The organism is Rhizobium laguerreae, assembly GCF_002008165.1.
GTDB classification, from domain to species: Bacteria; Pseudomonadota; Alphaproteobacteria; order Rhizobiales; family Rhizobiaceae; genus Rhizobium; species Rhizobium laguerreae.
The window spans coordinates 88,803-101,418 of record NZ_MRDM01000009.1 but is presented as its reverse complement, the minus strand read 5'-3'; the positions used below and the strand labels follow the sequence as shown (position 1 = coordinate 101,418).

At 60.7% G+C, this 12,616-nt stretch carries 9 protein-coding genes and 1 pseudogene; 7 read left to right on the top strand and 3 right to left on the bottom strand.

What is annotated here, in order from left to right; genetic code table 11:
* Positions 1-40: 40 nt before the first annotated feature.
* The 7 genes and pseudogenes from BS630_RS06765 to BS630_RS06725 all read left to right on the top strand — a co-directional run bounded on the left by BS630_RS06765 (position 41) and on the right by BS630_RS06725 (position 7,843).
* A complete protein-coding gene (locus tag BS630_RS06765; RefSeq protein ID WP_011649280.1) occupies positions 41-670 on the top strand; it encodes a TetR/AcrR family transcriptional regulator in 630 nt (209 codons plus the stop codon).
* An 11-nt stretch (positions 671-681) separates the two neighbouring features.
* Positions 682-1,476 carry a pyrroline-5-carboxylate reductase family protein gene (locus tag BS630_RS06760; protein ID WP_077976782.1) on the top strand — a complete coding sequence of 265 codons (795 nt, stop codon included), beginning with the start codon at positions 682-684 and terminating at the stop codon, positions 1,474-1,476.
* Positions 1,477-1,543: 67 nt separating this feature from the next.
* A complete protein-coding gene (locus BS630_RS06755) occupies positions 1,544-2,545 on the top strand; it encodes an ABC transporter substrate-binding protein (protein WP_077976781.1) in 1,002 nt (333 codons plus the stop codon).
* Positions 2,546-2,639: 94 nt separating this feature from the next.
* A complete protein-coding gene (locus tag BS630_RS06750; protein WP_064246514.1) occupies positions 2,640-3,527 on the top strand; it encodes an ABC transporter permease in 888 nt (295 codons plus the stop codon).
* Positions 3,520-4,599, top strand: coding sequence for a quaternary amine ABC transporter ATP-binding protein (locus tag BS630_RS06745; protein ID WP_077976780.1), 1,080 nt, complete (start codon positions 3,520-3,522; stop codon positions 4,597-4,599). Before BS630_RS06750 ends, BS630_RS06745 begins: the two co-directional genes overlap by 8 nt.
* A 219-nt stretch (positions 4,600-4,818) precedes the next feature.
* A pseudogene (locus BS630_RS06740) lies at positions 4,819-5,822 on the top strand (Ldh family oxidoreductase).
* Positions 5,823-6,844: 1,022 nt separating this feature from the next.
* Positions 6,845-7,843, top strand: coding sequence for an AraC family transcriptional regulator (locus BS630_RS06725; protein WP_077976779.1), 999 nt, complete (start codon positions 6,845-6,847; stop codon positions 7,841-7,843).
* A gap of 52 nt (positions 7,844-7,895) precedes the next feature.
* Here BS630_RS06725 and BS630_RS06720 read toward each other — a convergent pair whose 3' ends face one another.
* From BS630_RS06720 to BS630_RS06710, 3 genes are all read right to left on the bottom strand, one after another.
* Positions 7,896-8,180 (bottom strand): hypothetical protein, encoded by a 285-nt coding sequence (locus BS630_RS06720; RefSeq protein WP_077976778.1) that lies wholly within the window; start codon positions 8,178-8,180, stop codon positions 7,896-7,898.
* On the bottom strand, positions 8,177-10,471 hold the full coding sequence (locus tag BS630_RS06715) for an FdhF/YdeP family oxidoreductase (RefSeq protein ID WP_077976777.1): 2,295 nt from the start codon (positions 10,469-10,471) through the stop codon (positions 8,177-8,179). The genes BS630_RS06720 and BS630_RS06715 overlap by 4 nt, the downstream gene beginning before the upstream one ends.
* 76 nt (positions 10,472-10,547) lie before the next feature.
* Positions 10,548-12,476 carry a diguanylate cyclase gene (locus BS630_RS06710; RefSeq protein WP_077976776.1) on the bottom strand — a complete coding sequence of 643 codons (1,929 nt, stop codon included), beginning with the start codon at positions 12,474-12,476 and terminating at the stop codon, positions 10,548-10,550.
* Between the last annotated feature and the right edge of the window lie 140 nt (positions 12,477-12,616).

Genomic DNA, 12,616 nt, shown 5'->3' with positions numbered 1-12,616 from the left:
TTTCTTGTGCGCGGCTTGATAATTTGATAGGAGATAGCCCATGGATCAGGCTTTGAACGACACTGGCTGGCGCGGATCACAGGAGGGATGGCTGGAAGCAGCTTACCACTCGCTGCTGGATTCCGGCGTGGATTCGGTGAAAATTCTGCCGCTGGCGAAGAAGCTCAATCTCTCGCGCACGAGTTTCTACTGGTTTTTCAAGGACCGGGAAGAGCTTCTGGCCGGGCTCGTGGCGCGCTGGCGCGACAAAAACACCGGCAACATCGTCAAGCAGTCCGAAGCCTACGCGGAATCGCTTGCCGAGGCGATGCTCAACGTCTTCGACTGCTGGCTCAACAATGATCTGTTCGACGCCAGGTTCGAATTCGCTGTGCGCAGCTGGGCGCTGCAGTCCGACGAGATTCTCGCCGAGGTCCGGCAAGCCGATCAACTCCGGCTTGATGCGCTCAAGCGGATGTTTATCCGGTTTGGGCTACCAGAAGCGACATCAGATGTCCGAGCGCGAACAACTTACCTCGTGCAGATCGGATATATCTCCATGCAAGCCAAGGAGGAACTCGCCGTCCGCATGAAACGGATTCCCGAATATATCGCGATCTACACCGGCGAAGTGCCGCAGCAGAGGGAGCTCGATCGCTTCTTCTCGCGGCATGGCTACAGGCCGGGTTAGGGAAGGCCGGGATGAGCGTTTCCTTGAGGATCGGCATCATTGGCGGCGGCGGCTGGCTGGGCGGAGCAATCGCCGGCGCGATCCTTGATGCTGGCCTGGTCGAACCTCGAAATCTCTCCCTCTCCTATCGCAGCGAGCGGCCGCGCCGTTTCCCGAATTCTTTCCTGACTACCGACAATCAGGCGCTTGCCGACCGCTCGGACGTGATCGTCCTCTCCGTCCGTCCTGATGACTGGCATGCTCTTGATGTCGATGCCGGCGGCAAGCTCGTCATCTCAGTCATGGCGGGCATCCGTCTGGACGCACTTTCCGAGCGCCACAACACCGGCCGCGTTATCCGCGCTTTGCCCAATGCCGCCGCCGAAGTGGCCAAGTCCTATACGCCGTGGATTGGCGCGAGCGATGTCAGCGAAGACGACCGGGCGCTTGTCCGCGCGGTTTTTCAGGCATGCGGATCTGAGGACGAGGTCGCAAGGGAAAGCGACATTGATTACCTCACCGGTCTTTCCGGGTCCGGACCGGCATTCCCGGCGCTGCTCGCCGCCGCCATGATGCGCGACGCCGTCGCAAATGGCCTGCCGGCGGAGATTGCGCGCCGTGCCGTGAACACGGTGATCACAGGCGCCGGCCGCCTGCTGGAGCGCCGCGACGAATGTCCCGATGACGTCGTTCAAGCCTTTGTCGGCTATCGCGGCACCACTGCGGCAGCCATCGAAGGCATGCGCGCTGCGGGGTTCAACGCTTCGGTTGCGGAAGGACTATCGGCAGCATTCAAGAAATCGGTGAGTATGGGAGACGCTTCCTGACAACCGTTGGAGCGGGTCCTGCGGCGCCCCGCTCAGCAAAACCGGCCGCTAAATAGAGGGAACGAGAATGAAAAAACTATTCGCATCGACATGTCTGACGTTCGGCCTGATCGGCGGGGCGTCTTTCGCCAGCGCCGCCGAATGCGGCACTGTCACCATCGCCAGCATGAACTGGCAGAGTGCAGAGGTTCTCTCCAACCTCGACAAGTTCATCCTGAACGAAGGTTATGGCTGTGAGGCCGAAATCACCGTCGGCGATACCGTCCCGACGATTACCTCGATGGCCGAAAAGGGCCAGCCTGATATCGCGCCGGAAGCATGGATCGACCTGCTGCCGGATGTCGTCAAGAAGGGAACGGAAGAAGGCCGGATCGTCCAGGTCGGCTCTCCGCTGCCCGATGGCGGCGTGCAGGGTTGGTGGATTCCCAAATATCTGGCCGATGCCCATCCTGATATCAAGACCATCGGCGACGTGCTGAAGCATCCGGAACTCTTCCCCGCTCCTGAGGATCCGAAGAAGGGCGCCATCTACAACGGGCCGCAGGGCTGGGGCGGCACCGTGGTGACCACGCAGCTCTACAAGGCCTTCGAAGCCGACAAGGCCGGCTTCACCCTCGTCGATACCGGCTCGGCTGCCGGCCTCGATGGTTCGATCTCCAAGGCCTACGAACGCAAGGAAGGCTGGGCCGGCTATTACTGGGCGCCGACCGCGCTGCTCGGCAAGTATGAGATGGTCAAGCTGGAAGCCGGCGTGCCGAACGATGCCGCAGAATGGAAGCGCTGCAATACCGTTGCCGATTGCCCCGATCCGAAGCCGAACGCATGGCCGGTCGACAAGATCGTCACCCTCGTTGCAAAGCCTTTCTCGGAAAATGTCGGCCCTGAAGTCATGGACTACCTGACGAAGCGCTCCTGGAGCAACGAAACGGTCAACAAGCTCATGGCCTGGATGACCGACAACCAGGCGACCGGCGAGGACGGTGCCAAGCACTTCCTCAAAGAAAACAAGGACCTCTGGACCAAGTGGGTTTCGCCTGAGGCAGCCACGAAGATCGAAGCTGCTCTTTAACGCCGACTACTGCGGTGCGCTTAATGCGCACCGCCTCTCGCTGCCGATAAAATCAAAAAGACTGCCACGGCTCTTTGAAGAAAAGGGGAACCGAATGGAATGGTTTTATAAATTCCCGCATATGGATGACGACGCCCTTCGCAATCTGAAGAAGGCGATCGATGATGGTTTTCGCGCATTTACCCGCAGCTACGGCGACGCGATCGAAAGCCTCTTCTCCCCGCTGCAGCATTTCCTGATCGCCGCCGACCGCTTCATGACGCAGACGCCGTGGCCGATCATTACGGCAATCATCCTTGTCATCGCATGGTTTGCGAGCCGCAGCCTGAAGATCGTCCTCGGCTGTCTCGTCACGCTGCTGCTGATCGGCTATTTCGACATGTGGGACGATACGATGCGGACGGTCTCGATGATCTTCGTCTGTACCGTGCTCTCCATCGCCATCGGCATTCCGATGGGGATATTGATGGCGCGTTCCGACCGGCTGCAGCGCGTTATCAATCCGATCCTCGACGTCATGCAGACCATGCCGAGCTTCGTCTATCTGATCCCTGTCGTCATGCTGCTCGGCATCGGCAAGGTGCCGGGACTGATTGCCGTCGTCATCTACGCCATCCCGCCGATGATAAGGCTGACCGACCTCGGCATCCGCCTGGTCGACAAGGACGTGCTCGAGGCAGCCGATGCGTTCGGAACGTCGAGTTCGCAGAAGCTGTTCAAGGTCCAGCTGCCGCTGGCGCTTCCCACCATTATGGCCGGCATCAACCAGACTATCATGATGGCGCTTGCCATGGTCGTCGTTGCTTCGATGATCGGCGTCCAGGGCCTTGGCCAGCCGGTTCTGAAGGCGATCGCCAACCAGTACTTCACCCTGGGTATTTTCAACGGCCTTGCCATCGTCGGCATTGCCATCATCTTCGACCGGGTCAGCCAGGCGTATGGCAAACGGCTCCAGAAGCATCGGGAGATCGTCCATGGCTGATCAACGTTTCGGCGGCATCAAGATCCGCCACCTCTACAAGATCTTCGGCCCCAATCCCGGCGCTCATGTCGATGCGGTCAAAAAGGGATTGTCGAAGACCGAGCTCAACGAAAAGCACGGCCACGTGCTCGGCCTGAAAGATATCAATGTCGAGATACCCTCGGGCCGCATCCAGGTGATCATGGGCCTTTCGGGTTCGGGCAAATCGACGCTCATCCGCCACATCAACCGTCTGATCGATCCAACCGCCGGCGAAGTGCTTGTCGACGGCGTCGATGTCGTGAAAATGAACGAGACCGAGTTGCGGACGTTTCGCCGGCACCAGACGGCAATGGTGTTTCAGAAATTCGCGCTTCTGCCGCACCGGAACGTTCTCGACAATACCATCTTCGGCCGCGAAGTGCAGGGCATGGAGCGCTCGGAAGCCGTCGACGTCGCCATGGGTTGGCTGGAACGGGTCGGCCTGAAGGGCTTCGAGAGCAAATATCCCAACCAGCTATCGGGCGGCATGCAGCAGCGCGTCGGGCTGGCGCGAGCCCTCTCGAACGATGCGCCGGTTCTGCTGATGGACGAGGCCTATTCGGCGCTCGACCCTTTGATCCGCACGGATATGCAGTCGGTCCTTCTCGACATTCAGAAGGAGATCAAGAAGACCATCGTCTTCATCACCCATGACCTCGACGAGGCCCTTCGGCTGGGCGACCAGATTGCGATCCTGCGCGATGGCGAAGTCATCCAGCAGGGCACCAGCCAGGACATCGTTCTGCGTCCGGCCGACGCCTACATCGCCAACTTCGTCAAGGAGGTCAATCGAGGCCGGGTCATCCAGGTCGATGCCGTCATGACACCCCTGCATTCCGGTGCGGTGCCAGGCGGATTGACGATTGCATCCGGTACGACCGTTGAAGACGCCGTTCGGATCCTGGCATCGGCGGCGCACGACGATGCCAGGGTGGTTTCACCATCGGGGGAAGCATTGGGGCTTGTCACCTTCCGCCAGCTCGCGGGCGCGATGGTGAACTCGCAGGAGGTGGCTCCCCGACGCGACAGCACCCTCTCGGTCGCACTTTGACGCTCCAAATGCGGCCGTCTTTCAGTCTCGTTGGCGAGGCACATCGCCATCTCCGGAACTGAGAGGTCGGCCGCCTGACGCCTGGGGATCACCATGCCGAAACTCTTCCCGCGTCTGGTTTCGCCGATCGGCCCGCGCGGGCGCGGACCTTGAAGATGCTGGGTCAATGGCGTCACCTTATGCCGTCTATGAGGGCGGACGAGCCGCATTGGAGCTGTGATGACCGGGCAGAAGATGAGAATGCCGATCGACGAGCTCCGCCAACTGGCGCTCGGAGCCTGCCTCGCCTGCGGCGGCAGCCCGGCAATGGCGAAGGCGCTCGTCGATGTAACGCTGTCGGCCGCCTGCTTCGGGCGCACTGAGCTCGGTTTTCCGCATTTCGTCGATTATCTCACCAGCCTGCGCGACGGGCGGATCAATGGAGACGCCAAGCCCCGCTTCGACCATGTGCTGCCGGCCCTGATCCAGGCCGACGCGGATGGCGGCATAGCGCAGCTCGGGTTTGACCTTATTTACGACGACTTCACGACACGCGTGAAACCTTCGGCATATCCGTCCTCACACAAAGAAACAGCTATACCGCCGGGGAATTGGGATACTACGTCCGGCGTCTCGCTCAGGACGGGTTGATATCCATCGCCGCCGCCAACGGACCGGCCTTGATGGCAGCCGCCGAGGGCGGGGAGCGCGTCTACTGCACCAATCCGCTCGCTTTCGGCGCACCCCTGCCGGAACCCTTGCCGCCCCTCGTCATCGACCATGCGACGAGTGCTACGGCATTCATAACCCTTGCCGAGGCGGCAAAGGCGCAGTCGCCGATCGCTCACGGCATGGCCATCGACGAGACCGGCGCCATCACCACCGATCCGGTCAAGGCGATGCTTGGCGCTCTCCTGCCCTTCGGCGGCTATAAGGGCGGCAATATCGCCCTTATCGTCGAGATGCTCGCTGCGGGTCTTTCCGGGGCCGCCTGGTCGCTCGATGCCAGCCACTTTCTCTCGGGCGAGCACCCGGTGAATGCGGGAATGACCGTGATCGCGCTATTCCCGGCGGCCGTAGATTCGGACTTTCCGGAGCGCGCCAAGGCCCAATTGGAACGGCTGTGTTCCAAGGGAGTCCGTATCCCCGGGAACAGAGCGAAGTCCGCAAGCGTCGTGGAAACCGATAATCTCGACGTCGACATCGGCGTGTTGGAAACGATCCGTCGCTTGTGCCTTCGGTGAGAAAATCATTGCTCAGCTCAAAGAACGAACGCATCGCGCCCGACGGCATCATGCCGGCGTCCCGTCGTTCGTGCCAAATGAGAAACTAAAGATTTCTATCCACTTTGCGCAGTTGCTTGCGCGGAACAGGCGGCTTCGGCGGCGCTGGTTCATATACATTTTGCGCAAGATCAGTCCAGACTGCGTCACGAAAAGCCGGTTGGCCGACAATATCGAGACCCGACAATTGCTCCATAGCTAGGGAACAGTAAGATGAAACCCGACCAAGACCATGATGGTTTGCGGTCCCAAAGCCAAGCCCGTCCATCCCATCACCCCCAACAGGATGGAAGGGATCATACATACGCACTCCATCCCGTGCGTATGCCTGCATGCCTGTCGCCTGCCGAAGGCCCTCTTTAAGCGGTCCACTAAGAACCTTCGGCAGGCGACTGCGCGGCTTCGAATGGGGCGTTCTCCATAGACTTCAGATGATGCGCATCTCGGCAAGATCGCCGCGGGTAAATCTGTGGCGTGGCGGATATAGGCGTAAAATCACTCCTTTAGCGTAATCGTTTTTTCAGCGCGTTATCACCATAACCGGCAGCGTGACGTCTTGCCTCTTCCGGCGGGTTCTGTCAGCTCCTGTCGTCTGCGCGACAATTCTGCGCTGGATGGGACGATCGACAATGCGTTCAGGGGGTTGGACTTTTTGACGCCTGCAACGCCAAAAATCGGCCTGCGTCAGCTGCCGCACGCCTCTGATCTCGATGCCGATATCACGCAGAGAACCACCTACTCCGCTGCAAGCTGCTGCACTTTATTCAGCAATCGTCTAATATACCTCCAAGCTCCGCTCATCCATTCCCGTCTGCGGGCTCTGATGAACCGCCGCGGCGCAGGACGACCACCCATGGCGACCGGCAAGACTGGCAGAGGCACGTGCACCAATCCGACACCCGCGCCGGCCGCGCGTCGCGCTGGCACTTGCGAGCGGTGGAGGAGCGCATGCCGAAGCAGCCGCATCGAACAGTGGGAGCAGCATGACAGACAATAGCACTGCCCCATTTTCGTTTCGATTTAGTGGTTCGTCCTTCGACAACATGGTCGAAACGCTGGGCGGCGCTTTTGGCGCATTTGATGCCGAGCCCGTCGGCCGCGCCAAGGACTTCCATTGGGGACTGGATTTCTCCGTCTGTGACAAAGCCGTCCTGCTTACGGGTTATCACGAGGCGGAGTTTCAGTTCAATATCGAGCCGACCGTCGATACGTCGGAGTATCTGTCGATTGTCGTGCCGCGCAGCGGCGGCATGGGCGTGGCCTATGGGTCCCGCATCGCCGAGGCCGGACAGGGAAAATTGCTTCTTTATAACAATTTCGAGCCCGACAGCGTCATCATGCACGGGCAATCGAACGTCATCGATGAATTGCTGATCAACTGGCCTGTCATCCTCCAGACGATCGGCCAGACTTTCGAGATGCCGTTCAGCGGCTCCCTCGACCTGCTGCCCGAACTGGATCTGTCCAGGCCGGAAGGCCGCCTTATCAGCAATCTCACGGAAACGATCATCTCGGGCATGCGCGACGATGGCCCCTTGCTGCAGTCGCCGATCGCCATGGCGCATATGACGCAGGCGCTGGCCGATCTGGTCGTGCGCCTGGTGCCGCACCGGCTGTCGCATTTCCTCGAGAATGGCCCCGCCCTGATCGCCCCCCGCCATGTCCGCAGGGCGATCGAGTTCATGCACGCCAATATCGATCAACCGATCACCATGCCGAAGGTGGCCGAAGCGGCCGGCGTCTCCAGCCGGGCACTCGAAACCGGTTTTCGTGCATTCAGGGGAACCTCTCCCGCGGCCTATCTGCTGACGCTTCGGCTGCGCGCCGCGCGCCGAGATCTGCTCGATCCCGAGAGCAGGGAGACCATGAAGGCCATCTGCCTCAAATGGGGCTTCTTTCATTTCGGCCGGTTTTCCGCGGTCTATAAAACCACATATGGAGAATACCCCTCCGACACCAGGAAGCGCGTGATCCATCGATAATGGCCGTGGCTTGCGGTGAAGAGGCGGTTGACCCGACACTGACGCAGGATGTTTACGCCCCGCCCCGCGGCGGCAAGGTGTAATGCACTCTCATTGTCCTCAGATCCCGCTTCACGATCTGCAGCACCCCTTCGCGTTCCGCCAGGACGTTGAGTTCCCTGAGCACGAGAGAATGCGCGATCCCCAGCAGGCGCGCAAAGGCGCGGCTGTCACGCGCAATCCCCAGTTCCGCGGCGACAAGGAGACCGGCCTGTATGGATGTCAGCCTGATCTCCCTGCCTTGCGCCGCGGCGACGAGGGCAAGAAAACGATCAGCGTCGGAGGCCTCTTCGCTCACGCGGTTTTTCGCCGGCGGAAGGAAACCATGATGGATTTCGAGGTGGGCGTATCGCTTTCCCTGCCCGCGCTGCCAAGCGGCACGAGCACGTTCAGTTCGGGATAGTAACCCGCGATGCTTCCTCGCGGAATGTCATAGGGCACAAAGCGGAAATTCTCGGCGATACGCTCGATACCGTCATCATGCTCACCGACCACGTCGACGCGGTCACCGGCCTTGGCATTCATCGCCTCCAGGTCGGCTGGATGAATGAAGATGACCTGCCGCTCCCCGTAGACGCCGCGGTATCGGTCATCGAGACCGTAGACCGTCGTATTGTATTGATCGTGCGACCGGAACGTCTGCAGAGCGAAACGCTCCTCGCCTTTTCGCGCCCGCTGATGCACCGTCTCGTCAGGAAGCGCCTCCGAAGAGAACGATGCCTTGCCTGCCGGCGTATCCCACTCCCGATGGGCGGCGGTGTTGCGCAGGTGGAAACCGCGCGGCTTGCGCAGGCGCGTATTGTAATTTTCGAAGCCTGGGATGGTCGCCTCGATATGATCGCGGATGCGGTCGTGGTCGTCTGCAAGCTCTGCCCAGTCGACCACGGCAGAGCCGACGGTCGCTTGTGCAATGCCGGCAATGATGGCGACTTCCGAGAGGAGATGCGACGAGGCCGGACGATTGATGCCGGCAGACCCATGCACCATGCTCATCGAATCCTCGACGCTTATGAGCTGTGAGTTGCCTGCCGCGTTCAGATCCATCTCGGTGCGCCCGAGGCACGGCAGGATGAAGGCCGTCTCGCCGGGCATGAGATGCGAATGGTTGGGTTTGGTCGCGATATGCACCGTCAGTTTCAGCCGCCGAAGAGCCTTTTCAACGAGTGCGCTGTCGGGCGTGGCGCGGGCGAAATTGCCGCCAAGGCCGATGAAGGCCTCAGCCGAGCCGTCGAGCATTGCTCCGATCGCGGCGAGGACATTGTGGCCATGTTGGCGGGGAACGGTGAAACGGAAATGCTTCTCCAGCGCATCGAGAAAATCGTCCGATGGCTTTTCGTTGATGCCGACCGTACGGTCGCCCTGCACGTTGGAGTGGCCGCGAACCGGGCAAAGGCCGGCCCCCCGCCGGCCGATATTGCCGCGCAGGAACATGAAGTTGGCAATCTCGCGGATCGTCGCCACGGAATGCAGATGCTGGGTCACGCCCATCGCCCAGGTGCAGATGACCCGCTCGGCGTTGATATAGACATCGGCCGCCCGTTCGATCTCCTGCCGGCTCAGTCCCGATTGGTCCTCGATCTCTGCCCAGTTCGTCGCCTCGACCGCTGCCCGGTATTCTGCAAAACCCGCACAGTGTTCGGCGAGAAATGCGTGGTCGAGAACGGAGGGCAGGCCGGCGGCGACCGCTGCTTCTTCCGCGCCCAGCACGACCTTCGCCATCCCGCGCACCGCGGCCATGTCGCCGCCGAGCTGCGGCTGCAGGTAGAGGCTCGCGATATCCGTCGAACCGCCGCGCAGCATCTCGACCTTGTCCTGCGGGTCGGAGAAGCGCTCCAGGCCGCGTTCGCGGATGGGATTGAAGACGACGACGCGTGCGCCGCGGATCGCCGCCCGGCGCAAGTCGCCGAGCATCCTCGGATGGTTGGTGCCCGGGTTCTGTCCGATCACGAAGATCGCGTCGGCCTCTTCGAAATCCTCCAGCAGCACGGTACCCTTGCCCACACCGACCGCCTGACGCATGGCGATTCCGCTCGCCTCGTGGCACATGTTGGAGCAATCGGGAAAATTGTTAGTGCCGTAGACGCGCACGAACAGCTGGTACAGGAAGGCGGCCTCGTTGCTCGCCCGGCCCGACGTGTAGAATTCCGCCCGGTTGGGGCTATCGAGACCCCTCAGAATGCTGCCGATCTCGGCAAAAGCATCCTCCCATGCGACCGGCAGGTAACGGTCGCTCGCCGCATCGTAGCGCATCGGATGCGTCAGACGCCCGTTGAGTTCCAGTTCATAATCCGTCAGCTGGCGAAGCTGCGATACAGTCTTTTCCGCGAAGAAGGCGGGCGTGGCCCGCTTCTCCGTTGCCTCCCAGGCAACGGCCTTCACGCCGTTCTCGCAAAACTCGAATGACGATCCGTGCTCCGGATCGCCCCAGGCGCAGCCCGGGCAATCGAACCCATCGGGCTGGTTCGCCTTCAGCATCGTCCGCGCCCCTGAAATGGGCATGCCGCTTTGAAGCAGCTGCTTGCCGCAGCTCTTCAAAGCGCTCCAGCCGCCGGCTGCCGCCGATTTCTTACCAATGAATTTTGTGTCCATGCGCCCTTATTGTCGAAGCGTGGAAAACATCAAGGGCGCGCGAGCGATGGCTCGATAGGAAAAACCTATCAAGGATCTAACCGACGTCCTTCATGGCATGCCGTTCTTCAGGCGAATGTGCCAGGATGCGATTGCGGCCTTGCGTCTTGGCGTCGTAGAGCGCGGCATCGGCCTCGGTCAGAAGGCGGCTCGGGTCGATCCTCAGGGTGGCTCCCGTCGCGCAGGATATGCCGATGCTGGCCGTCACCCGTCCGAATTCGCTGCCGGAATGAACGATATTTTCCTGGCTTAGGAGACGCGCGAATTGCTCGGCAACGTTCATTGCCCCTTTCGCACTGGTAGCGGGGAGCAGAACCACGAATTCCTCTCCGCCGTAGCGTGCGACGATATCGGCCGGCCGGCTTACGGACTGGCGGAGGCACTTGCTGACGATACGCAGGCATTGGTCGCCGGCGGGATGGCCATAGGTGTCGTTATAGGCCTTGAAGCGGTCTATATCGACCATCAGAAGGCTGAACGACGTGTTTTTCCGGGCGCTGCCCGCGGTCTCGCGCGCGAAAGCTTCGTCGAAGGCCCGGCGGTTGACCATGCCGGTGAGCCCATCGGTCTCGGCGAGATTCCTCAGTTGCTCCGCCGACAGCCTGAGCGCGATTTCCGCCTGCTTGGTCGCCGTGATGTCCGAGACAACGGCCATCGCCGTGCCGTCTTCCGCTAGCCTTGTCCGGATGCTGCGCCAGTCGCCGTTGTGAAGCTGAACCTCTTCGTCCTTGTTGCTGTGCAACGTAGCACTGACGGACCTGATCCACTCTTCGCGGTCAGCGTCCGGGATACCCGTGCGCTCGCCGGTTTCGGCAACGCGGCGAAGGATGTCGCTGATATGAGCGCCAACCACGCGGGCGTCTCCGGATAGCGGAAAGGCGGCGCGATACTGGTCGTTGCAAAAAACGAGAAAACCCTTGCTGTCGTACATGGCGATGCCATCGGACATGCCGGCCATCGCATGTGACAGCAGGTTCTTGCTCTTGCGCAATTCCCGCTCCAGAGCAGTCCGCTCCGTCACGTCACGCGTGACGCCGGCAAGGCCGATCACCCGTCCCTGCCTATCCTTCAGCGGCACCTTGGAGGCGAGCAGGTATCTGTCTTCGATACGCTCGACGGAGTCGATCAGGGGCACCCCGGTGTCCATGACCTGCTGTTCGAGATAATAAAATTCTTCGGCGCGCGGCCGCGATATAAGGTTGAAATCCGACAATCCGGTCATCTCCGCCGTGGTCCTGAAACGAAAAAGGCGGCTCATATTTTCATTGACGGTGATGAACCGGCTGTTTCTGTCCTTCACGTAGAGATAGTCGGGCGACTGCGAAAACGCGGTCACCAAGATGCTCCGCTCCAGCTCCCATTGCTGCGTCTTCAACAGAACGAAACCACACAGCGCCGTCGCCAGGCAGTTTAATACCGTCATCGGCAGACCGATGATGGCCAATACGCGGGCGTGCACCAGGGTGGGAAGCACCGCCATCAATACGATAAGTGCAACGCCGAGCGCGAGGCTCAGCAGCGCGACGTCCATGAGCTCGGCAGATCTCTTCCGGATCCAGACATTGGCAGCCAGGCCGATCCCGGTTGCGACAGCAATTGCGATCACGCCATCGATCATGGCCGTGCCGCCGACAGCAAAGCGGAAGACCATCGCCAGCGATGCCGCAAAGGCGGCCGCGATCGGTCCGCCAAACATGCCTGCCAAAGCAAGCGGCGAAAAGCGCATGTCGATATAGATGCCGGGATTGACTTCGACGGCCAGCAATATGGATCCGATGGAGGCACCGCCGGCTATGATTCCGAAGGCGATTTTTTCCTGTGTGACCGAACGACTCTGAAATTGGATCGAGAAATGCGCCCAAAGCGAAATCGCCAGGCACACGAATGACAGGTTGCCACCGAATTGCGTCCAGATGCCATTCACTGCGTTGGATCCACCTTCCAATACGTCATCCGAACCAATCATATGGCAATACTGGTTTGGGCTTCGTTAAACCGAAGACCCATCAGGGCATATTCTTTCGCAGATGCGTCGCCAGGCCGACCGGCAGCAATGCGACGACAGGAAAAGCGGGCGTCCGCCACAACGACGAGGTCGGGTTCAAC